At 69.9% G+C, this 24,410-nt stretch carries 23 protein-coding genes; 17 read left to right on the top strand and 6 right to left on the bottom strand.

The features are described 5' to 3' along the window. Positions 1-191: 191 nt before the first annotated feature. Positions 192-1,037 carry a DegV family protein gene (locus BXU09_RS13785; RefSeq protein WP_078304213.1) on the bottom strand — a complete coding sequence of 282 codons (846 nt, stop codon included), beginning with the start codon at positions 1,035-1,037 and terminating at the stop codon, positions 192-194. Positions 1,038-1,251: 214 nt separating this feature from the next. On the opposite strand from BXU09_RS13785, the gene bshA reads away from it, so the two are divergent. Further along, positions 1,252-2,382: an N-acetyl-alpha-D-glucosaminyl L-malate synthase BshA gene (gene bshA / locus BXU09_RS13780; RefSeq protein ID WP_078305043.1), complete on the top strand. Its 1,131-nt coding sequence runs from the start codon at positions 1,252-1,254 to the stop codon at positions 2,380-2,382. 295 nt (positions 2,383-2,677) lie between these two features. On the opposite strand, the gene BXU09_RS13775 is transcribed toward bshA, so the two are convergent. The 3 genes from BXU09_RS13775 to sucC all read right to left on the bottom strand — a co-directional run bounded on the left by BXU09_RS13775 (position 2,678) and on the right by sucC (position 5,440). Then, the gene (locus BXU09_RS13775; protein ID WP_078304210.1) at positions 2,678-3,250 is read right to left on the bottom strand and encodes a hypothetical protein; all 573 of its coding nucleotides are present in this window, start codon (positions 3,248-3,250) and stop codon (positions 2,678-2,680) included. Positions 3,251-3,374: 124 nt separating this feature from the next. After that, positions 3,375-4,280: a succinate--CoA ligase subunit alpha gene (sucD, locus tag BXU09_RS13770; RefSeq protein ID WP_078304207.1), complete on the bottom strand. Its 906-nt coding sequence runs from the start codon at positions 4,278-4,280 to the stop codon at positions 3,375-3,377. Continuing rightward, a complete protein-coding gene (gene sucC, locus BXU09_RS13765; protein ID WP_078304203.1) occupies positions 4,280-5,440 on the bottom strand; it encodes an ADP-forming succinate--CoA ligase subunit beta in 1,161 nt (386 codons plus the stop codon). The genes sucD and sucC overlap by 1 nt, the downstream gene beginning before the upstream one ends. Before the next feature lie 250 nt (positions 5,441-5,690). On the opposite strand from sucC, the gene BXU09_RS13760 reads away from it, so the two are divergent. The 15 genes from BXU09_RS13760 to ftsZ all read left to right on the top strand — a co-directional run bounded on the left by BXU09_RS13760 (position 5,691) and on the right by ftsZ (position 22,070). Then, on the top strand, positions 5,691-6,740 hold the full coding sequence (locus BXU09_RS13760) for a Xaa-Pro peptidase family protein (protein WP_078304200.1): 1,050 nt from the start codon (positions 5,691-5,693) through the stop codon (positions 6,738-6,740). A gap of 35 nt (positions 6,741-6,775) precedes the next feature. Then, on the top strand, positions 6,776-7,312 hold the full coding sequence (locus tag BXU09_RS13755) for an RlpA-like double-psi beta-barrel domain-containing protein (RefSeq protein WP_078304199.1): 537 nt from the start codon (positions 6,776-6,778) through the stop codon (positions 7,310-7,312). Positions 7,313-7,408: 96 nt separating this feature from the next. Then, positions 7,409-7,876 (top strand): YbjN domain-containing protein, encoded by a 468-nt coding sequence (locus BXU09_RS13750; protein ID WP_055363090.1) that lies wholly within the window; start codon positions 7,409-7,411, stop codon positions 7,874-7,876. A 209-nt stretch (positions 7,877-8,085) separates the two neighbouring features. Next, positions 8,086-9,177 (top strand): HAMP domain-containing sensor histidine kinase, encoded by a 1,092-nt coding sequence (locus BXU09_RS13745; protein WP_078304196.1) that lies wholly within the window; start codon positions 8,086-8,088, stop codon positions 9,175-9,177. Further along, the gene (locus BXU09_RS13740) at positions 9,174-9,758 is read left to right on the top strand and encodes a response regulator transcription factor (RefSeq protein ID WP_078304194.1); all 585 of its coding nucleotides are present in this window, start codon (positions 9,174-9,176) and stop codon (positions 9,756-9,758) included. Before BXU09_RS13745 ends, BXU09_RS13740 begins: the two co-directional genes overlap by 4 nt. A gap of 98 nt (positions 9,759-9,856) precedes the next feature. Then, on the top strand, positions 9,857-10,396 hold the full coding sequence (locus BXU09_RS13735; protein ID WP_144012126.1) for a hypothetical protein: 540 nt from the start codon (positions 9,857-9,859) through the stop codon (positions 10,394-10,396). Positions 10,397-10,440: 44 nt separating this feature from the next. Further along, a complete protein-coding gene (locus BXU09_RS13730; protein ID WP_078305042.1) occupies positions 10,441-11,604 on the top strand; it encodes a pyridoxal phosphate-dependent aminotransferase in 1,164 nt (387 codons plus the stop codon). A 141-nt stretch (positions 11,605-11,745) separates the two neighbouring features. Further along, positions 11,746-13,980: an excinuclease ABC subunit UvrA gene (locus tag BXU09_RS13725; protein ID WP_078304190.1), complete on the top strand. Its 2,235-nt coding sequence runs from the start codon at positions 11,746-11,748 to the stop codon at positions 13,978-13,980. 140 nt (positions 13,981-14,120) lie between these two features. Then, positions 14,121-14,879 (top strand): AIM24 family protein, encoded by a 759-nt coding sequence (locus BXU09_RS13720; RefSeq protein ID WP_078304186.1) that lies wholly within the window; start codon positions 14,121-14,123, stop codon positions 14,877-14,879. A gap of 132 nt (positions 14,880-15,011) precedes the next feature. Beyond that, on the top strand, positions 15,012-16,154 hold the full coding sequence (gene murG / locus BXU09_RS13715) for an undecaprenyldiphospho-muramoylpentapeptide beta-N-acetylglucosaminyltransferase (protein ID WP_078304184.1): 1,143 nt from the start codon (positions 15,012-15,014) through the stop codon (positions 16,152-16,154). 143 nt (positions 16,155-16,297) lie between these two features. Next, positions 16,298-17,647 carry a UDP-N-acetylmuramate--L-alanine ligase gene (gene murC, locus BXU09_RS13710; RefSeq protein ID WP_240501354.1) on the top strand — a complete coding sequence of 450 codons (1,350 nt, stop codon included), beginning with the start codon at positions 16,298-16,300 and terminating at the stop codon, positions 17,645-17,647. Continuing rightward, positions 17,644-18,570, top strand: coding sequence for a UDP-N-acetylmuramate dehydrogenase (locus BXU09_RS13705; RefSeq protein WP_078304179.1), 927 nt, complete (start codon positions 17,644-17,646; stop codon positions 18,568-18,570). Before murC ends, BXU09_RS13705 begins: the two co-directional genes overlap by 4 nt. Beyond that, on the top strand, positions 18,567-19,496 hold the full coding sequence (locus BXU09_RS13700; RefSeq protein WP_240501256.1) for an FtsQ-type POTRA domain-containing protein: 930 nt from the start codon (positions 18,567-18,569) through the stop codon (positions 19,494-19,496). Before BXU09_RS13705 ends, BXU09_RS13700 begins: the two co-directional genes overlap by 4 nt. Next, the gene (gene ftsA, locus BXU09_RS13695) at positions 19,493-20,824 is read left to right on the top strand and encodes a cell division protein FtsA (protein WP_078304176.1); all 1,332 of its coding nucleotides are present in this window, start codon (positions 19,493-19,495) and stop codon (positions 20,822-20,824) included. The genes BXU09_RS13700 and ftsA overlap by 4 nt, the downstream gene beginning before the upstream one ends. A 187-nt stretch (positions 20,825-21,011) precedes the next feature. Next, complete coding sequence (gene ftsZ / locus BXU09_RS13690; RefSeq protein ID WP_055362691.1) at positions 21,012-22,070, top strand: cell division protein FtsZ; 1,059 nt, start codon at positions 21,012-21,014, stop codon at positions 22,068-22,070. A 294-nt stretch (positions 22,071-22,364) separates the two neighbouring features. Here the strand turns inward: ftsZ and BXU09_RS13685 are convergent, their stop codons facing one another. Beyond that, complete coding sequence (locus BXU09_RS13685; protein ID WP_078304173.1) at positions 22,365-22,781, bottom strand: hypothetical protein; 417 nt, start codon at positions 22,779-22,781, stop codon at positions 22,365-22,367. A gap of 86 nt (positions 22,782-22,867) precedes the next feature. Here BXU09_RS13685 and BXU09_RS13680 point away from each other — a divergent pair, with 86 nt between their 5' ends. Further along, positions 22,868-24,082: a lipid-A-disaccharide synthase-related protein gene (locus tag BXU09_RS13680; RefSeq protein ID WP_240501254.1), complete on the top strand. Its 1,215-nt coding sequence runs from the start codon at positions 22,868-22,870 to the stop codon at positions 24,080-24,082. 62 nt (positions 24,083-24,144) lie between these two features. Here BXU09_RS13680 and BXU09_RS13675 read toward each other — a convergent pair whose 3' ends face one another. After that, positions 24,145-24,387 (bottom strand): M-like protein, encoded by a 243-nt coding sequence (locus BXU09_RS13675; RefSeq protein WP_078304168.1) that lies wholly within the window; start codon positions 24,385-24,387, stop codon positions 24,145-24,147. Positions 24,388-24,410: the final 23 nt, after the last annotated feature.

The following is a 24,410-nucleotide window of genomic DNA, read 5'->3' as shown; positions in this document are numbered from 1 at the left end:
TCCGGACCCGGATTGAGGGCAGAGCCGCGTCCAGTTGCGACGCGGCTCTGCCTTCTGCCTTCTGCCTTCTGCCTTCTGCCTTCTGCCTTCTGCCTTCTGCCTTCTGCCTTCTGCCTTCTGCCTTCTGCCTTCTGCCTTCTGCCTTCTGCCTTCTGCCTTCTGCCTTCTGCCTTCTGCCTTCTGCCTGGGGTTCAGCCGTCGAGGGGCAGGGCGCTGAAGCCGTAGGTGCCGGGGCCGACGTGCGCGCCGATGACCGGGCCCATGAGCTGCACGCGGCCTTTCTGGACGTTCAGGCCGCTGGCGGTCATGGCTTCGCGCAGGGCGTTGATGCGGGTCGTGTCGCGGCCGGCGTGCATGATGGTGACGCTCAGGGGCCGGGTGCCGAAGCGTTCGCGCAGGTTGCCGAGCATGTCGCCGGCCGCCTGATCGACGCGGGCGCGGCGCACGGCTTTCAGCTGCCCGGCCTCGAAGTTCAGGATGGGGCGCACGCCGAGGACACTGCCCAGGAACGCCTGGGCGCGGCCAATGCGGCCGCTGCGGCGAAGGTAGTCGAGGGTGGCGACACTGAGTTCCGAGTGGATGCGGTTGCGGGTCGCGTGGACGGCCTGCGCGGCGGCCTGAAGGTCCGCGCCGGCCTGGACGGCGTCGCGGGCGGCCATGACCACCTCGGCCAGCGGGCCGCAGGCCAGTTCGCTGTCCACCACGTGAATGCGGCTGCTCTCGCCGGTGCTCTCGGCGGCCTGCCGGGCGTGACGGACGGTCTCGGAGAGCTTGCCGGACAGGTGAATGCTGATCACCTGATCATGCGTGGCGAGCAGTTCGCGGTAGCGGGCGGCGAAGGTGTCGGCCGGGACGGGCGAGGTCGTGACGGTGCCGCCGGCACGCAGATGGTCGTACACGGCGTCCGGGTCCACTTCCTGCCAGTCCAGGAGGGTGCGGTCGCGCATGTGCACCTGCAGGGGAACGACGTGAATGCCGAGTTGCCGGGCACTGTCGGGGTGCAGGTCGCAGGTCGAGTCGGTGACAACGGCAATCATATGAGTGTGTTCTAAGCGTTTCTCGAAGCGCTCACTGTGATTTTTTCGGCTTGACGGGGGAAGCCCACCTTCATACATGGAATTGTCAGGGTTACGCAAGGTTGCCGGGCAGGGTGCCGAATGGCACCGGGAGCGACTTTTTCCCTGACGCCGGGCCTCTATACTCCGCAGTCATGAACCAGGATGACAGCAGTGGGATTCGCGGGTGGCGGGCATGAAGGTCGCGGTGCTGTGTCACGCCAGCGCGGGCGGATCGGGTGTGGTGGCGACCGAACTGGGCCTGCAGGTGGCCCGCGCCGGTCATGAGGTTCACTTTGTGGGGTCGGCGCAGCCGTTCCGTCTGGGCGGGCACGGCGGGATGCGCGGGCCGTACTTTCATCAGGTGAGCGCCTACGCGTACGCGCTGTTCGATCAGCCGTACCCGGAACTGGCGGCGGCGAACACCCTGACCGAGGTGATCCTCGAGCATGGGGTGGAACTGTCTCACGCGCACTACGCCATTCCGCACGCCACGGCCGCCATTCACGCGCGGGCCATCACCGGCCGCTCGCGGGTGATGACCACCCTGCACGGCACGGACGTCACGCTGGTCGGGCTGGAACCCGCGTTCCGGCACACGACCCGGCACGCCATCGAGAAGAGTGACCACGTGACGGCCGTGTCCAGTTACCTCGCGCAGCACACGCAGGAGGTGTTCGGAGTGGAGCGGGAGATCGAGGTGATTCACAACTTCGTGGACAGCGAACGCTTCGTGCGCGTAACGGACCCGGCGGTGCGGGCGCGGTTCGCGCATCCGGACGAGGCGCTGCTGGTGCACGTCAGCAACTTCCGGCCCGTGAAACGCCCGGAGGACGTGGTGCAGGTGTTCGCGCGCGTGGCCAGCGAGATTCCGGCGCGGCTGCTGATGATCGGGGACGGCCCGGAGCGCCCGCGCGTGTTCGAGCTGGCGCAGCAGCTCGGCGTGATCGGGCGCACGCACTTCCTGGGGTCGTTCCCGGACGTGGAGACGGTGCTGGGCATCAGCGACCTGTTCCTGCTGCCCAGCCGGCAGGAGAGTTTCGGTCTGGCGGCCCTGGAAGCCATGAGTTGCGAGGTGCCGGTCGTCTCGTCGAACGCGGGCGGCATTCCGGAGGTCGTGGAGCAGGGCGTGACGGGCTTCATGGCGGACGTGGGCGACGTGGACACCATGGCGGACGCTGCGCTACGCATCCTGCGCAACCGGGAGCTGTACCTGCAGATGGGCGCGGCGGGCCGGGCGGCGGCCGTGGGACGCTTTCATCCCAGCCTGATCGTGCCGCAGTACATCCGCGCCTACGAACGCACGGCCCTCGGCGTGACGTCCTGAGCGGGTGCGGGGAGAACGGCGGCTATGACCGTTCTCCCCGCTTGGATGTGGAGAGGTGCGAAGCACGGCGCGGACGCTCTGCGGGCCCTGTGCGCCTCTGACCCCTCTTCTGCAAGGGGGGTAGGGATCGGGTATCTACATAAGTGAATAGTTTCACGATAAGTCCAGACCGTGAATGATTTGTTTGATCCCTATCCAGGCCTCCATCCGGCTGACGGCATCGGGGCACCGAGACAGGCCGCGCCCCTACCCAGAGTCAGGCAGAGGCGCAGCGACGGTGCCAATGGTGGTGATCTCAGCGGGCCAGTCGCACCGTGACCACCGTGGAGTCTGCGAACGGCTGCACCCGCACGGCGCGGCCCACGTCCACGATCAGGGCGTTCCAGCCGCGTTTCAGGGTGGCCTCGTAGCCCCGGCTGGCCTTGACGGTCACGTCGGTGTTCACCCACGCCACGAACAGCGTGGCCCGCTCCACGTTCGGCATCACGTCGCGCAGCGCCTCGGCGTCGTCGCGGCGGCCGTTGCGGTTCAGGTCGCGGTACACGAAGAACTTCATCTCGGCCACCCGCGCCTGCGTGGAGACCGACACCGGATCGATCACGCCGGGCCAGGTGACGTTCTGCGGCGTCAGGTCCACCTGCGCCCGCGCGGTCGGGGCGGTCATGGGCAGTTCCAGCACGAAGCGGCCCCCTTCGACCGGAACGCTGCTGATCTCCTCGGTCACCTGCCCGAACGGCGACACGGCGAAGCCCGCCACGCGCAGGTCATCCCCTCCGCCGCCCTCCACGGTGCCGCGGATGGTCAGACCGTACGCCGGCCCGGCGCACAGCAGGGCAGTGGTGGTGGTCAGGATGCGTCGCAGCTTCATGCCCTCAGTCTACGCGCGAGGCTGACGCAGGTGTGACCACAGGTCAGCGCGGCGTTCATGTGACCCACATCGCACGAAACGGCCCGGCCCACCGCTGGGGTGAGCCGGGCCGCAGGAGAAGAATTTACTTGTTGAGGGCGGCCTTGACCATGTCGATGATCTCGGGCATGGTGTCGGCGACCGGGACGTTCGCAGCGGCGAACGCAGCCAGTTTGCTTTCCGGGGTGCCCACGTCGCCCATGATGATCGCGCCGGCGTGACCCATGCGCTTGCCCTTGGGCGCGCTGCGGCCACTGATGAAGGCCACGACGGGCTTCTTCATGTGCTGGGCGATGTACTCGGCGGCCGCTTCCTCGTCCGCGCCGCCGATCTCGCCGATCACGACGATGGCGTCGGTGTCAGGGTCGGCCTCGAACAGGGGCAGCACGTCCGCGAAGGTCGTGCCGATCACGGGGTCGCCGCCGATACCGACGGTGGTGCTGGTGCCCATGCCCGCGTCGTTCAGCAGCTTGGCGGCCTCGTAGGTCAGCGTGCCGGAGCGGCTGATCAGGCCGATGCGGCCGGGGTTGGTGTAGATCTTGTTGGGCATGATGCCGACCTTCGCCTGGCCGTTGGTGACCAGACCGGGGCAGTTGCCGCCGATCAGGCGGATGCCCTGGCCACCTTCGGCGCGGCTCTGCGCGTCGAGCGCCTTGACTTCCTGCACGGCCTTCATCATGTCGACGGTGGGCACGCCCTCGGTGATCAGGACGATCAGGGGCATGCCGGCGTGCGCGGCTTCCAGCACGGCGTCAGCGGCGCCGGCCGGGGGCACGAAGATGATGCTGACGTTGGCGTCGTGCGCGGCTTTCGCCTCGGCGACGCTGTTGTACACGGGCCAGCCTTCGAAGTCGGTGCCGCCCTTGCCGGGCGTGACGCCCGCGACGACCTGCGTGCCGAAGTCCTTCATGGCGCGGCTGTGGCTCGCGCCCTCGCGGCCGGTCATGCCCTGCACGATCACGCGGCTGTTGTTGTCAACGAGAATGCCCATTACTTGCCCTCCGCGGCGTTGGCGTCCTTGGCGGCCTCGTCGGCGGCCTCGAACATGGTGGCGTACATCTGGATCAGGGGGCTGCCCACCTCGGCGAGCAGCGCCTTGGCTTCGTCCTCGGCCGTGCCGGCGATGCGCATGCGCACGGGCTTGGTCAGGATGCCGTCGTTCAGGGCCTGGATGACGCCCTTGGCGACCTCGTCGGCGCGGGTGATGCCGCCGAAGATGTTGATGAAGATGGCCTTGACGTCGGTGTCCTTGCTGACCAGTTTGACCGCGTTGTACACGATCTCGGCCTTGGCGCCGCCGCCGATGTCGAGGAAGTTGGCGGGTTTGGCGCCGGCGCGGTTGACCACGTCGAGGGAGGTCATCACGATGCCCGCGCCGTTGCCCAGCACGCCGACGTTGCCGTCGTCGAGTTTCACGTAGGCGAAGCCGTACTTGCTGGCCTCGATTTCGAGGGGGTGCTCGGCTTCCAGTTCGCGCCAGTCGGCGAGGTCCTGGTGGCGGTACATGGCGTTGTCGTCGATCTCGAACTTGGTGTCGAGGGCGAGCGGGATGCCGTCGGGGCCGACGAACAGCGGGTTGATCTCGACGAGCACGGCGTCACGCTTCAGCGCGGCCTCGCTCATCTTGACCATCATGTCGGCGATCTTGTTCAGGTTGCCCTTGAAGCCGGCCTTGATGGCCACTTCGCGCGCCTCGTAGGGGCGCAGGCCCGTGACGGGATCGACGCGGTGCTTGATGATCTTCTCGGGGGTGGCGGCGGCCACTTCCTCGATTTCCATGCCACCCTCGGCGCTGGCCATCAGGGTGAAGCTCTGCACGTTGCGGTCGACGATCATGCCGACGTAGTACTCGACGCCCGCGTCGATGTCGACGGCCTTGGTGACCAGGACCTTGTTGACGGTCAGGCCCTTGATGTCCATGCCGAGGATCTTCTCGCCGTTCTCGAAGGCCTTGTCTTCGGTGGGGCTGAATTTCACGCCGCCGGCCTTGCCGCGTCCGCCCACGTGCACCTGGGCCTTGACGACGACGGGCTGTCCGTACTCACGGGCGATCTGACGCACCTCGTCGGGGGTGCGGGCGACCTTGCCGTCCTGAACGTTGACGCCGAACTGGCGCAGAATTTCCTTACCCTGATACTCGTGAAGTTTCACGGTGATCCCTCCTTGGGGGTGTTACCAGACCTGAAAAAGGCCGTGTCGATTGTCCCGATAAACGAGTATAAGCGCATGACAGGTAATCCCGTTCACACTGTCTCCGGTGCGGGGACAGGCGAGGCGGGTCTGCAGGCGGGATTGCGCGTACTGTACAGCATTCCGGCGGCCCGACCTGCCCGGCGCGGGCACCGGGGGCAGCCGCCGGGCGGGCAGACGGGCCGGGGGGACGCGTGTTACTTTGCCGTTCATGAGTCAACTGGAGCAGTTGCGCGCCGCCATGGGCCGCGCCGGAGTGGACGCCCTGTGGATCAGCGACGCGGCGAACGTGCGGTACCTGAGCGGGTTCACGAGCGGCAAGGACGGCAAGGTGCTGGTCACGCCGCAGGGCGAGACGCTGTACACCGACGCGCGGTACACGGTGCAGGCGGCGCAGGAGTCACGCCTGCCGCAGTTCATAGCGAGGCCGCCCGCCACGCTGGAGCACGCCGCGCCGGGCCTCGCGGACCTGCGCGTGGGCTTCGAGGCCGAGAGCCTGACCGTGGCCGAACTGGAGCAGTTGCGGGCGTACTGGCCGCAGGCGACGCTGGTGGGTACCGCCGGGCTGCTCTCAGACCTGCGGATGGTCAAGTCGCCGGACGAGGTGCAGGCCGTGCGGGACGCGCAGGCACTGGCCGACCGGGTGTTCGCGCAGGTGCGCCCCATGATCCGTGCGGGCGTACGCGAGCTGGACGTGGCGCTGGAGATCGAGTCGCTGCTGCGCCGCGCCGGGGCCGAGAGTGCCTTCGAGATCATCGTGGCGAGCGGGCCGCGCGGGGCGATGCCGCACGGCGTGGCGTCGGACCGCGTGATCGAAGACGGTGAGCTGGTCACGGTGGACATGGGCGCGCGCCTGAACGGGTACAACAGCGACATGACCCGCACGGTCGCGGTGGGCACGCCCAGCCCCGAGATGGCCCGCGTGTACCGCGCGGTGCTGGAAGCCGAGGAGGCGGCGGTGCAGGCGGTGCAGCCCGGCGTAAGCGGCGCGGACCTGGACGCCCTGGCGCGCGGCATCCTGACCGGGCACGGGCTGGGCGAGGCGTTCGCGCACTCGCTGGGGCACGGGGTGGGCCTGATGGTCCACGAGGGCCCCAGCCTGCGCGGCAGCAGCGAGGACGTGCTGCGACCCGGCATGATCGTGACCGTCGAGCCCGGCGCGTACCTGCCGGACGTGGGCGGCGTGCGGATCGAGGATCTGGTGCTGGTCACCGAGGACGGCCACGAGGTCCTGAGCCGCAGCGAGAAGGAAGTCCTGTGATACGGCTTCCCTCCATCTCCAGAACATTCAGGGCCGTGCTGGCGACCACCGCGCTGGCGGCGGCGCTGGGGTCGGCGCAGGCCGGCTCTTACCGCGTGCAGGCCGGCGATACCCTGTGGGAGATCGCGCGGGCGCACAGCGTGAGCGTGCAGGCGCTGCTGGACCTGAACCGTGGGCAGGGCGCGGCGATCCGGCCGGGTGACGTGCTGAACGTGCCGGACGGCCGCGCGGCCCAGGTGCCGGCGCCGCGGACGGGGCAGGTGGCGACCGTGCGGGCCACCGGGGTGGGCGCGGCCGACGCGGTGTTCCAGCAGGGGCAGGCGGTGTACTACGGGGGCCGCCGGGACGCACGGACCGTCATGACGGCCGCGCACCTGACGCTGCCGTTCGGGACGTGGGTGCGGGTGACGCACGCGCGGACGGGCCGCAGCGTGGACGTGCTGATCAACGACCGGGGGCCGTTCGGGGTGGCGTCGCGGGTGATCGACGTGTCCCGTGAGGCGGCGGCGGCGCTGGGCATCCTGAGCGAGGGGGTCGCGCCCGTGACCCTGAGTGTCCTGAGCCGACCCTGAAGCGCGCGGCTGTCGCCGGGGGTGTTAGAATCGGCCGGGTTTCAACCACAGACAGATTTCACTGATGTGCTTCACCCACCGAGGAGGATGGTTTCAATGACGATGGAAACGGCTCTGCTGACCCTGGATACCCTTGCGAAGTATCTCAAGGAAAAAGAAGTTCAGCTGGACATGGAAGAGAACAACGGTCAGCGGTTCATCCGCATGGGCTGGCGCTTCGAGATGGGCGACGCGGCCGTGCTGGTCAGCGTGAACGACGGCCCGAACAACACCAGCCGTCTGGAAGTGACCTGCGTGACCCAGAAGCAGTACAACGACCGCCGCAACGAGGTCGTGAACATGCTGAACGACCGCAATCGCGAGCGGGCCTTCGCGCGTTCCATCGACGCCGACGGCAACGTGTGGCTGGAGTACGTGGGCTTCTACCCCACCCTGGCCGAGATGCCCCAGGAGACCTTCGACACGCTGTTCGGCGGCGTGCTGATGCACTTCCAGGATGACTACGCGACCCTGGAAGGCTACGTGGCCCAGAACGGCCCGCAGCTGCAGCAGCCTCAGGCCTGAACGGACGGGGGGTGGGGTGACTCACCCCCTTTCTTGTTGCATATATAGTGAAAGTATTCACGATTTTTCTGGATCGTGAAAGATTCCTTCTCTCTTTGCCGTCTGTCTTCCTGGCGGGGGAAGCTGACGGGGGTGGGGGGTTGACAGACCCGCGCGCCCACCGGCGGGCGTGAGTTTTCTGTCAGAAGACAATCCGTACCCTGAGATCCATGAGCCGCGCCTCAACTGCCCCGACCGCCCCCGCCACCCGGCGCGGGGCGCTGGGCCGCAGCACCCTGCGCGCACAGTTCACGCTGGTGATCTTCATGCTGGCGTTCCTGCCGAACGTGGTCCTGACCGTCACCGCCCGCCCCAGCGTCCCGACCAGCACCCTGCTCGCCTGGATGCTGGTCGTGGGCAGCCTGTGCGCGCTGGTCGGCTACGTCCTGAGCGGCACGCTGCTGCGCTCGGTCAGCCGCCTACAGAACGAGGTCGAACGCGGCGACTTCACGCAGCCGCACCCAGACGACCCCAGCGAGATCCTCGCGCTGCGCGGCGCGTTCAGCGGCCTGCTGGACCGCCTCGGCACCGAACAGGGCCGCCGCAACGCCTTCATGGCCACGCTGGTCCACGACCTGAAGACGCCGCTGATCGCCACCGGCCACCTCACCCGCGCCCTGACCACCCTGCCGCTGCCCGAGGAAGAACGCCGCGCCGTCGGCGACCAGATCCAGGCAGAGACGACGCGGCTGCTGGCGCTGGTGCAGCAGATGGCCGACGCGCACCGCTTCGAGCAGGAAGACGTGACCGTGCAGCTCGTGCCCACCGACCTGCGCGCCGTTCTGGACGACGTGGCGGCCCGGCTGGCCCCGCAGACGACCGGCCGGACCCTGACCGTCAGCGGGCACGGCTACGCCGGCGCGGACCCCACCGTCCTCGACCGGGCCGTCACGAACCTCGCCGTGAACGCCCTGCGCTACGCCCACACGCACGTCGAACTGAAGGTCACGCCGCGCGGCATCGAGGTCACCGACGACGGCCCCGGCCTGCCCGCCCCGCTCGACACGCTCGCGCAGCCGTTCAACGCCCAGCCCACAACCATCGCCGGGCAGCAGTACACCGCCGGGACCGCCGGACTGGGACTGTTCATCGTGCGCCGCATCGCCGAGGCGCACGGAGGGGCCCTCCACTACGACCGCGCTCCACCGGGCGTCCCTCCCGACCCCGAACCACGTAGCCCCGACCAGAACAGCCCTGACCTGCCCGCTCCGCCCGCCGCCCTGACCCGCTTCACCCTCGAACTTCCGGAGGTAACACCATGAGACTCGTGATCGCCGACGACCACCCCCTGTTCCGCATGGGCCTGAAATACGCACTCATTCACCAGGGATTCGACGTGGTGGCCGAGGCGAGCGACGGACTGGCCGCCCTGGAAGCCTGCCGCGCCCTGCAACCCGACGCCGCGCTGCTGGACGTCAAGATGCCCGGCATGACTGGCATCGAGGTCTGCGAACGCCTGCGCCAGAGCAACCCCCGGCTGGTCAGCGTCCTGATCACCACCTTCGCCGAGCCGGCCATCGTGCAGGCCGCCCGAGCCGCCGGAGCGCGCGGGTACGTCAGCAAGGAAACCGACCCGGAAAGTCTGGCGCGGCAACTGCGGGACATCGTGGCGAACCCCGACGTGGACCGCCTGCCGCACGTGGACGTGCCCCGCCTGACACCCCGCGAATCCGAGGTGCTGCCCCTGCTGGCCCAGGGCTACAGCAACAAGGAAATCGCCAAGAACCTGGGCGTCAGCCCCGACACCGTCAAGGACCACCTGGCGCGCCTGTACGCCAAGCTGGACGCCGGGGACCGCACCGAGGCCGTCAGCCGCGCCCGCTCCATCGGCCTGCTGCACTGAACGCCCCTCCGGGCGCGGCGGGAGTCACGGCAGCGTGGCTCCCGCCGTCTCATGTGCGGCAGTGCCTGTAGTCGCGCGCTGTTACGATAACCAGCAGCATGAGAACCCTGAAGATGTCTTTACTGAAAACCACCCTGGCGACCCTGCTGCCCCTGACCGGCAGCCTCGCGGCGGCGCAGACCATGGCCGCCGACACCCGTGAGCGACCCACCGTCTGGGCGGGGCTGGGCCTGGAAACCATCGTGCCATTCGGCAGTTTGGCCGTGTCTGCCCCGGTGGGCCGTGTCGGGGCGCTCACAGTTGCGCCGCGCCTGGGCGTGGACGGTCTGGTGCTGCTGGGTCCGGTCGTGTCGGCCGACCTGCTGCTCAGCCGCGCCGACACGGGCTGGTACGGCGGGCCGTCCGCCGGACTGATCCTGGCGGGCAAGGGTGGCTGGCGCGCCGGCGTGGTCGGCGGGTACCGGAGCCGCACGCGCCCCGATCTGGGCTTCTTCGTGGAGGGTGGGATGCGGTACACGGTGTTCCGGGAGGCCGTCACCAACTACAGGGCACCCGCACCGGGTCAGCCGCCCGAGCCGCCACGTGACCTGACGCTGACCTCCCCCAGTCTGCGTCTGGGCCTGACGTACCGCTTCTAAACCTCTCGCGCCTGTCCGTGCAGGCCACCTGTACCCTGCGGGGCATGAGTGGCCCCTTCCAGCTGTCTGACCGTGCCCTGAGCCTCAAGCCGTCCTCGACGGTCGCCGTGACCAGCCGCGCGCTGGAACTGCGGCGTCAGGGCGTGGACGTGATCAGCATGAGCGTGGGCGAACCGGATTTCGACACGCCCGCGCATGTGAAGGCGGCGGCCATTGCAGCCATTGAATCTGGCAAGACGAAGTACACGGCCGTGAACGGCATTCCGGAGCTGCGCGAGGCGATCAGCGCGAAGTTTTCCCGAGAGAACGGTCTGAGCTACGCGCCGGACTGCGTGACGGTCACGAGTGGCGGGAAGCAGGCGCTGTTCAACGCATTCATGGCGCTGCTGAATCCGGGTGACGAGGTGCTGATTCCCGCGCCGTACTGGGTGAGTTACCCGGAGATGGTGGCCCTGACGGGCGCGGTGCCGGTGGCCGTGCCGACCACGCCGGAGTCGGGGTTCCTGCTCGATCCCGACGAGCTGGAGGCGCGCGTGACGCCCCGGACGCGGATGATCGTGCTGAACAGCCCCGGCAACCCCACGGGCGCGGTGTTCACGCCGGAGGTGCTGGAGGCGGTGGCGGGCGTGGCGCAGCGGCATGGCCTGATCATCGTGACCGACGAGATGTACGAGCATCTGGTGTACGACGCCCGGCAGGTCAGCATTGGCCTGTACGCGCCGGAGCACACGCTGACCATCAACGGGGCCAGCAAGGCGTACGCCATGACCGGCTGGCGTATCGGGTACGCGGGCGGACCGAAGGGCGTGATCGCCGCCATGAACGCCCTGCAATCCCAGAGCACCAGCAACGCCAGCAGCGTCTCGCAGTACGCGGCGCTGGCCGCCCTGGAGGGGCACGAGGCGACGGCGCGCTTTATCGACATGGCGCGCGGGGCGTACCGCGAGCGGCGCGACGTGATCGTCGACGGCCTGAACGCCCTGGGACTGCCCACCCCCACCCCGCAGGGCGCGTTCTACGTGATGGCGAACACGGACCGCATCCACACCGACGAACTGGAAGTCGCGCGCCGCATCCTGGACGACGCGCGCGTGGCGGTCGTGCCGGGCACGGATTTCGGCGCGCCGGGACAGGTGCGCCTGAGTTACGCGACCGACCTGAATACCATCCAGGAGGTGCTGCGCCGCATCGGCACCCTGTTGACATGATGGGCCTAACCTGACAGGGCTGGATTGACCGGCTGAACGCCCTCCCGAACAGCCCCTTCGGTGAAGCTTCCATGAAGCTCTCCCGTGGGGGATTTTCACATGATGCTCAGAGACGCTGGAGAGGCACAGGGAGGCACAGACATGACAGACCGGGCATTCATAGAGGTGCGGGGCGCACGGGAACACAACCTGAAGAACGTCTCGCTGGACATTCCCAAGCGGCAACTGACGGTCTTTACCGGCGTGTCGGGTTCCGGCAAGTCGTCTCTGGTGTTCGACACGCTGGCCGCCGAGGCGCAGCGGCAGCTGAACGAGACCTTCACGGCGTTCGTGCAGGGCTTCCTGCCGCACTACGGACAGCCGGATGTGGACAGCGTGAGCCACCTGAACGCTCCGGTGGTCATCAACCAGAAGCGGGTGGGGGGCGGGGCGCGCTCGACGGTGGGCACGTACACGGACATCGCCGCGCCGCTGCGGGTGCTGTTCTCCCGCGTGGGGCAGCCGTCGGCGGGTCCGGCGTTCGCGTACTCGTTCAACACGCCGCAGGGCATGTGCCCGGAGTGCGAGGGCATCGGGCGCACCACGCAGCTTGACCTTGATCGCCTGCTGGACCGGAGCCTGTCCCTGAACGGCGGGGCGATCCAGCACCCGGATTTCAGGCCCGGTAAGTGGCTGTGGAAGACCTACGCGCTGAGTGGCCTGTTCGACCTGGACCGGCCCGTGCAGGACTACTCCGAGCACGACCTGCACCTGCTGCTGCACGGCCGGGACCTGAAGGTGTCGCTGGGCGAGATCAACATGACGTACGAGGGACTGGTGGACCGTTTCGGGCGGATGTACCTGAAGAAGGACGCGGCGGCCATGTCCGACCGGAGCCGCGCGGTGTTCGAGCAGTTCGTGACGGGCGGCACCTGCCCGGTCTGCGGTGGGGCGCGCCTGAACGCAGCGGCGCTGGAGTCGCGGATCGAGGGGCGGAACATCGCGGAACTCTCGGATCTGGAGGCCACCGAACTGCTGGCGTTCCTGCGGGGTCTGAGCGACCCGGCGGCGGCGCGCGTGGCGGGGCACCTCGCTCAGCGGCTGTCTCACCTCGTGGAGATCGGGCTGGGGTATCTGAGCCTGAGCCGCGAGACGGCCAGCCTGTCCGGCGGCGAGGGCCAGCGCCTGAAACTCGTGCGGCACCTGGGCAACAGCCTGACCGACATGCTGTACATCCTGGACGAGCCCAGCGTGGGCCTGCACGCGCGGGACGTGTCGCGCCTGACCGGGCTGCTGGGCGCGCTGCGCGACAAGGGCAACACGGTGCTGGTCGTGGAGCACGATCCGGACGTGATCCTGGCCGCCGATCACGTGGTGGACATCGGACCCGGGCCGGGCGTGCGTGGGGGCGAGGTGACGTTCCAGGGACCGGTCGCGGCGCTGCTGCAGGCCCCCACCCTGACCGGACGGCACCTGGGTCGCCCGCTGCCGCTGAAGGAGCAGGTGCGCGCCCCGACCGGGTGGCTGCGCGTGCAGGGCGCGCGGCGGCACAACCTGCGGGACGTGAGCGTGGACATTCCCACGGGCGTGCTGACGGTCGTGACGGGCGTGGCCGGATCAGGCAAGAGCACCCTGATTCACGACGTGTTCCTGCCGCTGCACCCGGACGCGGTCGTGGTGGACCAGTCACGCGTGACCACCAACAGCCGCTCGGCGCCCGCCACGTACACCGGCATCATGGACCCCATCCGCCGGGCGTTCGCGAAGGCCAGCGGCCAGAGCCCCGCGCTGTTCAGCTTCAACTCGGAAGGCAGCTGCCCGAACTGCGCCGGGCTGGGGGTCGTGTACACGGACCTCGCGTTCATGGAGGGCCTCTCGACGACCTGCGAGGTCTGCGAGGGCCAGCGCTTCCGCCCGGACGTGCTGCGCTGGCAGCTGCGGGGGCAGTCCATCAGCGACGTGCTAAACATGACCGCCGAGACGGCGCTGGCGTTCTTCACCGAGAAACCCGTCCGGGCGGTCCTGCAGGCCATGAACGACGTGGGGCTGGGGTACCTGACGCTGGGGCAACCGCTGAGCACCGTGTCGGGCGGCGAGGCGCAACGCCTGAAACTCGCCACCGAACTGCACAAGCGCGGCAGCGTGTACGTCATGGACGAACCCACCACGGGCCTGCACCTGAGCGATATCGGGCTGCTGCTGGGCATCATCGACCGGCTGGTGGACGGCGGCAACAGCGTCATCCTGATCGAGCATCAGCTGGACGTGATCCGGCAGGCCGACTGGCTGATCGACCTCGGCCCGGAAGGCGGACGCGCGGGCGGCGAGGTGCTGTACAGCGGTCCCCCGGCCGGACTGCGCGGCGTGGAGCGGTCCGTCACGGCGCGTTACCTCTGATGGATTCCGTCTGTTCCTACTCTGTGGGGCAGCTCTACGAGTCGCATCCGCCGGGCTTGAACGGCTCTGCAAGCCATCCAATCGGAGTCCGTATGAGCACCCGGAACCCAGGCACGCGCCGCGTCGTACTGTGAACAGGTATGACAGACATGAACCCCGGCAGTGACGGCACGTACAGCCTCCGCGACTTCCTGGCGCAGACCGCCGAGCGGGACAATCCCGGCGACGTGTTCGAGCTGGAAAGCAGCAAGATGCTGGAAGTGAAGGTGAACGGGCGCATCTGGAGCAAGCTGGGCGCCATGGTCGCCTACAAGGGCAACCTGACCTTCAAGCGCGAGGGCACCCTGGAAGGCGGCCTGATGAAGGCCCTAAAGCGGGCCGTGTCGCAGGAGATGAGTCCGCTGGCGAAGATCGAGGGGCGCGGCGTGGCGTACCTGGCGGACCAGGGCAAGGAAGTGCAGATCCTGCGGCTGGCGGGCGACAGCCTGAACGTGAACGGCAACGACCTGCTGGCCTTCGAGGACAGCGTGCAGTATGACATCACCATGCAGCGCCGCATTGCGGGCATGGCGGCCGGGGGGCTGTTCAGCGTGAAGGTGCAGGGGCAGGGACTGGTCGCCATCCTGAGCCACGGCAAGCCGCTGACGCTGCGGGTCACGCCGAACGAACCGATCTTCACGGACCCGAACGCCACCATTGCCTGGAGCGGGAACCTGCAACCGCAGCTGCGGATGGATTCCAGCCTGCGTTCCATGATCGGCCGGGGCGGCGGCGAGACGTACCAGATGGTCTTCCAGGGAGACGGCTTCGTGGTCGTGCAGCCGTACGAGGAGTTCGAGCACGGCATGGGCGGCGACAGCAGCAGCGGCGGCAAGAGCCTGGGCGACCTGTTCGACTGAGCGGGCGGGTGGCCGGGAGCGGGTTGCAGGAACGGATTCAGGGCGGGGGCGGCGGCTCCCGCCCCATGCTGTTGCCCTTCACGCTGCCCGCCGCCTGCATCCCCTATCCCTCACGGGCTACACTCGCCCGCAATGAGTCTGGTTGTGATGGCGACAGGTGGCACGGGTGGGCACATCTACCCGGCGGTGGCGACGGCGCGTGAGTTGATGGCGCGCGGGCACGAGACGCTGCTGCTGGGGCAGCGGGGCGGCATGGAGGAGCGCGTGGCGGCCGAGCAGGGCCTCGCGTTTCACGGGGTGGACGCCGGGAAACTGGCGCGCAGCGGGCAGGGCCGCCCGGACCCGCGTGAGCTGCTGCGGGCCGGGCAGGGCGTGGCGCAGGCGCGGTCGTTCCTGGCGCGCACGCGGCCCGGCGCGGTCGTCGGGTACGGGGGCTTCGCGAGCCTGCCGGGCGTGCTGGCCGCGCAGAGCCTGGGCCTGCCGACGGTGCTGCACGAGCAGAACGCGCGACTGGGCCTGACGCAGCGGCTGGCGGTGCGGGGCGCGCGGGCCGTCGGCACAGCGTACGAGCGGGTGATCGGACTGGACCCGAAGCGGGCGTCCCTGGTGGGCATGCCCGTCCGCGAGACGCGGATGCCGCGTGCCGAGGCGCTGGAACGCCTGGGATTGCAGGACGGCCCGCTGACGATCTTCGTGATGGGCGGGTCGCAGGGGTCGCTGTTCCTGAACAACGCCGTGCCGGACACGCTGCGGCACCTGCTGGGCGGCGAGGGGCTGCTGTCCGCGCCGGCCAGTGCCGGTGGCCTGAGCGTGGACCTGGATTTCACGGGATCGCGGGCGGGCGGGGGCGTGCAGGTGCTGCACTCGACCGGGCCGCGCTGGCTGGCGGACGTGGCGCGCGGCGTGAAGGACCTCGAGTGGTACGAGGCCGTGGGCTTCGTGGACGCGGTCGCGGCGTGGTCGGTGGCGGACCTGGCGATCACGCGGGCCGGGACGAGCACCCTGGCGGAGGCGGCGTTCCACGGGGTGCCGCTGATCATGGTGCCGCTGCCCGAATCGGCCGAGAACCACCAGTTCCACAATGCCGTGGCGGTGCAGCAGGCCGGGGCGGGGCGCGTGGTGGAGCAGAAGGACGTTCCCGGAACGCTGGGGCAGGCGGTGTTAGAGTGTGCGGCAGCGGGTCCGCGCGCCTCGATGCGTGAGGCGGCCCTCGGGCGCTCCCAGGTGGGCGCGGCGGGGCGGTTCGCGGATCTGATCGAACGGCACCTGCGTTAGTGGGCCACCCCTGACCTCCCATGACTGATCTATCCCCCCAGCTGACACCGCCCGGCGAGTCCGTGGCGTCCCAATCCGTTTCTTCCTCCGCGCCGGGTCGCGCGGGGGCCACCCAGCCGTCCGCTCCGCTGCACTACCACCTGATGGGCGTGGGCGGCATCGGCATGAGCGCCTTCGCGCGGCTGCTGTCGGCGGCCGGGCACCGCGTGAGCGGCTGCGACGAGTCCGTGACCGAGCTGACGGCGCAGCTTCAGGCCGAGGGGATTCCCGTGGCGACCGGGCACGCGGCGGCGCACGTGCTGGACGCGCCGTTCGGGCCGGTGGACGTGCTGGTGGCGTCGGAAGCGGTTCCGAAAGATCATCCGGAACTCGTGGCGGCGCACGCCTCGGGCACGCTGGTGCGGCCGCGCATGGCGCTGCTGGGCGACCTGCTGCGCGCCGGCCCCAGCGTGGGCGTGATCGGCACGCACGGCAAGACGACCACGACCAGCATGATCGCCGTGGCGATGCAGGGCGCGGGGCTGGACCCGTCCGCGTTCGTGGGCGGGATCGTCCCGGAGTTCGGTAGTAACGCCCGCGTGGGTGCCGGGCCGTTCGTGGCCGAGGTGGACGAGTCCGACCGGGCCTTCGCGGAACTGGGCTGCGGGACGGCCGTGTTCACGAACGCCGAGGACGATCACGTGGGCGGCAATCAGGCCACGTACTGGGAGACGGTCGAGGAGCAGCACGCGGGCTTCGCGCGGTTCGTGGCGCAGTCCGGACGGGTGCTGCTGTGTGCCGACTGGCCGGGGCTGGATGAACTGGTGACAGGCGCGCCCGAACGCCTCAGTTACGGGCAGGCCGGGGGCGCCGACTACCGAGCCGTGAACCTGCGCCCGGACGAGGACGGCACGTCATTCACGGTGTCGTTCCGGGGCGAGGTGCTGGGCGAGGCGCGCGTGGGACTGCCCGGCACGCACAACGTGCTGAATGCCCTGGCGGCGCTGGCGGTCACGCACCTGCACGGCGGGGATTTTGCGCGGGCGGCCCTGGCGCTGGGGGCGTTCCGGGGGCCGGGGCGGCGCTGGCAGCGGATCGGGGAACTGAACGGCGCGCTGATCGTGGACGATTACGCGCACAACGCCACGAAGGTCGCGGCGGCCGTGCAGGCGGCCCGGCAGACCGGGCGGCGCGTGCGGATCGTGTTCCAGCCGCACCGTTTCCTGCGGACGCAGCAGTCCTGGCCCCGGCTGGCCGACGCGCTGATGGACGCCGACGAGGTGCTGCTGATGGACATCGCGGCGGCCAGTGAGGCGCCCATCGAGGGCATCCACGCGACCCTGATCTCGGGGCGCATGCTGGACAACGGCCACGCGGGCGTCACGTACCTGCCGGACCGCCACGAGATTCTGCGGGTACTGCGGGCCTCGGCCGCGCCGGGGGACATCATCGTGACCATGGGTGCCGGGGACGTGTGGAAACTGTCGCGTGAACTGGCCGGGGGGACGGCGTGAGCGCCGCGCCGGTCAGCCGCACGGGCGCGCGCGTGGAGCGGTTGCCGCTGGCGCGCTTCACGACGCTGGGCGTGGGCGGCGAATCCGAGGTGTGGTTCGTGTCCGACCACGCACAACTGGCCGAGGCGATGGAACAGCCGTACCGCATCCTGGGCGGCGGCAGCAACCTCGTGATCGCCGATGAGGGCGTACCGGAGCGCGTGATCCGCCTGAGTGGCCCGCTGGCCGAACGGGACCTGGAGCCGGACCCGCACCTGAGCAGCGCCGAGGAGATCGTGACCGGCTGGGTGGGCGGCGGCGTGCCCCTGCCTGGCCTGATCCGGCAGCTTCAGAAGCTGGGCCTGAGTGGCCTGGAAGGCACGGTCGGGATTCCCGCGCAGGTGGGCGGAGCGGTGTGGATGAACGCCGGCACCCGCTACGGCGAGATGTTCGACGGCCTGCACACCATCGAGATCGTGACGCCGCAGGGCACGCGGCAGGTCACGCCGGACGACCTGAACTGGGGTTACCGGGACAGCGGCATTCCGCGTAACCACGTGGTGTCGCGCGTGCGGCTGCGGCTGCGGCGCAGTACCCCGGAAGCGGTGCTGGAGAAGATGGACTTCGCGGACAACGCCCGCAAGGGCCAGCCGAAGATGAAGACGCCGGGCTGCGCGTTCAAGAATCCGGGCGGCGTGAGTGCCGGGCGGCTGATCGACGAGGCCGGTCTGAAGGGCACGCGGGTCGGGAACGCCCTGATCGCGCCGGAGCACGCGAACTTCATCGTGAACCTGGGCGGCGCGACGGCGGCCGACGTGCACGCGCTGCTCAGCGTGATCCGCGAGCGGGTGCCGGTGCCGATGGAACTCGAGTACGAACTCTGGCCCGAGCAGCTGCCCGAGCCGAACCGGTCCGCCGCGCCCCAGGACGGCACGGCGCTGTGACGGACGGTTCAGGAGGCGCGGGTCGCCGCAACCGGCGGGTCACCCCGGACGCCGCCCCGACCGGCGCGCCGCAGGCCCCTCCGGTCAACCTGACCTTCGATCCGCCCGGCCAGGACGCGCCGCCGACCGAGGCCGCGCCGCGCGCCCGCCGGGGACTGCAGCTGCCCCGGCGCCGCGCCGCCCCGACCGTCGCGGACGCACCGGACGGCACGGTTCCGCCCGCCCCGCTGACCGTTCAGCCTCCCGCTGCGGTTGTCCCGGACCCGGGCGGCGAGGTCACGCCGGAGGGTCCGGCGCGGCGTGGGCGACTCCGGGCGTGGCGGGGATGGCGTCCGCTGCTGGCGGCCGCGCTGGTCGCCGGGGCCGGGGTGGGCGCGTGGTTCGCGTTGCCGGTCCGGACGGTGCAGGTCGGGGGCAACGCGCGGCTGTCGGAGGCGCGGGTGCAGGAACTCGCGGGGCTTCGGGAGGGGTTCGGGTGGCTGTACTACGGGGCGTGGCGGGCGCGTGGGCTGCTGGACAGTCCGTGGGTGGCGTCGGCCCGCGTGGTGCGGGTGTTCCCGGACACGGTGCGGGTCGAGGTGACCGAGCGGATGCCGCGCGTGCGTCTGGCACGGCCCGACGGGTCGGTGGTGGTCGCGGCGGCGGACGGGACGGTGCTGCCCGGCGCGGCCCTCTCCGGGTCGCTGCCGCTGGTCAGCGGGTGGGGGCCGGACCGCCTGCCGGATGTGCTGCGCGTGCTGGGCGCGCTGTCCGGCTACAATGTGCAGTCGGTCGTGTTCACGCCGACCGGCCTGAGCGTGAAATTGCCTTCCGGGTCGGTCTGGAGTGGCGACTTGCAGGCCCTACTGAAGTATGCTGGGAGCATCAGCATGTATCCGAATAGCGACATTTCCATCTACCCCTGGGGGGTGAGCGTCCAGGAATGAAAGACAACACCATTATTGTGGGCCTGGACATCGGCACCACGAAAATCACGACCGTCATCGGCGAGGTCGCCGAGGGCGGCACCGTCGACATCATCGGCGAGGGCACGGTCCACAGCGAGGGCATGAAACGCGGCAGCGTCGTGAACCTCGAACGGGCCACCCAGGCCATCCGTCAGTCCATCCAGACCGCCGAACGCGTCAGCGGCGTGAAGGTCGAGAGCGTGTTCGTCAGCGTCGCCGGCAACCACGCCAAGGCCATCACCAGCCACGGTCTGGCCGCCATCCGCCGCAACCAGGAGATCGTGCAGAGCGACGTGAACCGCGCCATCGAGAACGCGCGCGCCGTGCCGCTCGACCCGAACCTGGAAATCATCCACACCCTCCCGCAGGAATACGTCGTGGACGGCCAGGAAGGCATCAAGAACCCGGTCGGCATGCACGGCGTCCGCCTGGAAGTCGACGTGCACATCGTCGCCGGGACCGCCGGACCGCTGCTGAACCTGCGCCGCTGCGTGCAGGAGGCCGGACTGCACGTCGAGGGCTTCGCGCTGCACGCCCTGGCCAGCGGCCTCGCCACCCTGGAAGCCGCCGAGCAGGGCCAGACGGTCGTCGTGGTCGACATGGGCGGCGGCACCACCGACGTGGCCGTGTTCAAACGCGGCAACCTCGCGCACTCCGCCTGCATTCCCATCGGCGGCGAGCACGTCACGGCCGACCTCGCGCAGATCCTCAAGATTCCCATGGAGGAAGCCGAGAACGTCAAGCGGCGCTACGGCGCGGCCCTGCCGGAACTCGCGGATCAGGACCTGACGCTGGAGATCACCACGTCGTCCGGCAGCACGCACGCCATCACGGCCTTCGAACTGTCGCGCATCATCAAGCCGCGCATGTCCGAGATCTTCGGCATGATCCGCGACGAGATCGACCAGACGCTCGGCCCGGTCGAACTGGTCGCGCAGGGCGTGATCCTGACCGGCGGCGCGGCCCTGCTGCGCGGCACGCCGGAACTCGCCCGCGACCGCTTCCGCCTGCCGGTGCGGGTGGGCCGCCCGCGCGGCATCGGCGGCCTGACCGACATCGTCGCCGCGCCCGGCTTCGCCGCCGGGGTGGGGCTGGTGCTGTACGGCATCGGCGAGGACGGCCGCGTTCCGGCGTCCATCTACACCTCGCACGACGAGCCGCGCCCGGCCCAGCCCGTCGCGGAGACGCCCGCAGCGGCCGACCTGCCGGCGCCCGCGCCCGCCGTGCCGACCGCCGCGAAACCCGAAACGAAACCCGCGCAGGGACTGGGCGACCGGATTCGCGGGTGGTTCAAAGACTGGATGTAACGACCGACCCCCCTGCGGGCGGGAGCCACGGCGCAATCAAGCCCGTCTCCCGCCCGCAGGGCCGAGGACGTACGCGGAAGCCCGCACGGGCCTGCGCGCGTCCTCTGATATCGTGCGCTAAACTGCACCGCAGTAGAACGGTCGGCCCCGCCCGCGGGGCGCCGGACCGTGTCGTAAGGAGAGCATGATGCAAGCGGCCAGAATTCGCGTGATTGGCTTGGGCGGGGCGGGCAACAACGCCGTCAACCGCATGATTGAATCCGGACTCGAAGGTGTCGAGTTCATCGCCGGAAATACGGACGCCCAGGTGCTGGCCAAGAGCCACGCCGAGATCCGCATTCAACTCGGAGACCGCCTCACCCGCGGTCTGGGTGCCGGGGCAGACCCCGAGGTCGGCGAGAAGGCCGCCCTCGAGGACCGCGAACGCATCAAGGAGTACCTCGAAGGCACCGACATGCTGTTCATCACGGCCGGCATGGGCGGCGGCACCGGCACCGGCAGCGCGCCGGTCGTCGCCGAGATCGCCCGCGAGATGGGCATCCTGACGGTCGCCATCGTCACGCGGCCCTTCAAGTTCGAGGGCCCCAAACGCCTGCGCGTGGCCGAGGAAGGCATCAGCAAACTCGCGGCCCGCGTGGACGGCATGATCGTCGTGAACAACGAGAAACTGCTGACCGCCGTGGACAAGAAAGTCTCGTTCCGCGAGGCGTTCCTGATCGCCGACCGCGTGCTGTACTACGGCGTCAAGGGCATCAGCGACGTCATCAACGTCGAGGGCATGATCAACCTCGACTTCGCGGACGTCCGCAACCTGCTGGCCGGCAGCGGCACCGTCCTGATGGGCATCGGCGCGGGCCGCGGCGAGAAGGTCGCCGAGGAAGCCGCCATGAGCGCCATCCACTCGCCGCTGCTGGAGCGCGGTATCGAGGGCGCGCGGCGCATCCTCGTGAACGTCACCGGCAGCTACGACCTGTCCATGACCGACGCGAACGAGATCGTCGAGAAGATCCGCGAGGCCACCGGCTTCGACGAACCCGACATCCTGTTCGGCATCACCCCCGACGAGGCCGCCGGCGACGAGGTGCGCGTCACCGTGATCGCCACCGGCTTCAACGAGGTGCCGGGCGCCGTGGCCGGCAGCCTGCGCGCCAGCGTGATCGACACCATGGTCAAACCCGTGCGCGGCAGCAACTACGACCCCAAGGACTACGACATTCCCGCCTTCCTGCGGAACGTCGACCTGTAAACCCCCGCTGTCAGCACCGTCCCCTGGCGGCCCCGCCCACCCCGACCTGCCGGGGTCCGGCGGGGCCGCGACCATGGCGGGCGCTGCTGCCCGGCCGCCGGCAGGAGCGGTTTCATCCTGCTCCCCCTCGCTCTGCTGCGCCGGTCTGCCGGAGTGTGTGTCCTACGGATTCCGTTTGTTTCGCTGACAGATCGGAACACCACCGATCTGTCAGCTCCACGTCCGGAACCCGTTTTTCTCCTACTCGCTCCGCTCGGACTGAAGGGTCTTTGCAGCCCCTTCAATCGGAGTGTGTCAGTTCAGGTGTGGGGCGGTGGTCGTCACGCCGCCGTACACGCCGGTCACGTGCCGCAGCAGGGTGCGGGCCAGGGCCAGCAGGTCGTCCTCGGTGGTGCTGTCCAGGCGGAAGGTGCCGCCGGAGCCGTACTCGCCGACGAACGCGCCGTCGCTGCGGCGTACGCGGACCAGGACCTCGCACAGGCCCAGGCGCAGCCACGCGGCGTGGGCACTGCCGGTCGGGGCGGGCCGCAGGCGCAGGTCCGGGTCGGGCCTGAATTCCAGCGTGACGTTGTTCAGCGGCAACCCCGGCCCGCTCGCGGTGCGCAGGGCGTGGTACAGGGCGTTCAGGAACGCCTCGCAGGCGCGCTGCTCGGCCTGCCGGGCGTCGGCGTGCCGGCGGATGACGGCCTGAAGTTCGTCGAACTCGCTCATGTGGGCGGCCGGGCGGGAGGGGCGGCTGGGTGGACGGTCATTCCCTCATTCGTACCATGAGTCGCCGCGCGGCTATTCTGGCCTGCGTGACGATTGCGCAGAACGACCGCTCTTCTCCCCCGCCCGGCGTGCTGTTCATCTCGAACGGCACGGCCGAGGACCTGATCGGGGCGGCGCTGGCGGCCCGGCTGCGGGGCCGGGTCGGCGTGGGGTACGCGCCGCTGGTGGGTGAGGGGCAGGCGTACGCGCGGGCCGGGGCGGTCAAGGTGGGGCGCACGCTGCGGCTGCCCAGCGGGGGGTTCCCGTTCGGGAGCGCCGCGAACCTGCGCGCGGACCTGCGGGCCGGACTGATCAGCGAGTCGCTGGGGCAGTGGGCGGACGCCTGCCGGGGAGCGCGGGCGGCGCGGGTGGTTGTGGTGGTCGGGGACGCCTACGCGCTGATGGTCGGGACGCTGGCGGCGCGGCGGGCGGGCGCGCGGCTGGTGCATGTGCAGCCGCTGCTGAGCGCGCAGTACCTGGAGGGGCTGGGCGTGCGGGGCGCGCTGGCGGAACTGAACGCGCTGGGCGCGAACCGCCCGATGGAGTACGAGCTGGTCCTGGCCCGCCGCGCGGACGCCGTGTTCGTCCGGGACGCCGCAACGGCGCGGTACTACGCGGCGCGGGGTGTGCGGGCCACCTTCGCCGGAAGTTTCGCCATGGACGTGCTGAGCGCCCCGGAACGCCCGCTACCGCTGGATGGGCGGCCCGTGCTGGCGCTGCTGCCAGGATCGCGGGAGGATCACCGCGAGAGCCTGCCGCTGATGCTGCGCGCCGCCGCGCGGTTGCCCGGCTGGCAGGCGCTGGTGGCGTGGCCGCACGACTGGGACGCCCTGACCCTCCCGGACGGGTGGACGCTGGCGGTCCAGGGACCCGAGCAGGCAGAAGTCACGGACGGGCAGACGCGCGTGACGGTCCTGCGGCGGGTCTTCGGAGCGGTGGCGCACGCGGCGACTGTGGCCGTAGGAACGTCCGGTACGGCGAACGAGCAACTGGCGGGACTGGGCGTGCCGGTCGTGGCGTTCCCGACGGACGGGCCGCAGTTCACGGCCGGATTCGCGCGGCGGCAGGCACGGCTGCTGGGACGCGCCCTGATGATCGTGGCGCCGGACCCTGAGGCCGTGGCGCAGGCGGTCACGCGGGCCGCGCAGCCGCCCGTGCAGGCCCGCGCCGCGCTGGACGGCCTGACCCGCATCGGCCCAGCGGGGGCGCTGCCGCGCGTGGCAGCCCGCATCCTGGAACTGAGCGGAGTGGATCAGTCCTGAACGCAGCGGCCCCCGCTTCCTGGGAGGGACAGCGGGGGCCGGGTGGTGCGGTGAGACTGGGTTCAGTCTTCGTCGCCCATGTTGGTGCTGGGGGGGTCGCTGGCGTCCATGCTCTGGGCAGAGGCGACGTCCTGCTTGTCCATGCCGCGTTCCTGGTATTCGCCGGGGGCGCGGCTTTCGGCTTCCACGGCCGCTTCGAGTTCTTTCTGCTCGTCGGGTTTGCCCATGAACTGCAGGTCGACGTTACGGATCTCGCCGCTGTCGGGCTGGGCGTCGGTGGCGTCGGGGCGTCTGTCGTCGGTCATGGCTTACGCTACCGCGCGCGGCG

It is taken from the genome of Deinococcus sp. LM3 (genome assembly GCF_002017875.1).
GTDB lineage: Bacteria > Deinococcota > Deinococci > Deinococcales > Deinococcaceae > Deinococcus.
The sequence above is the reverse complement of the archived record's forward strand: the minus strand, read 5'-3'. Positions and strand labels throughout refer to the sequence as shown.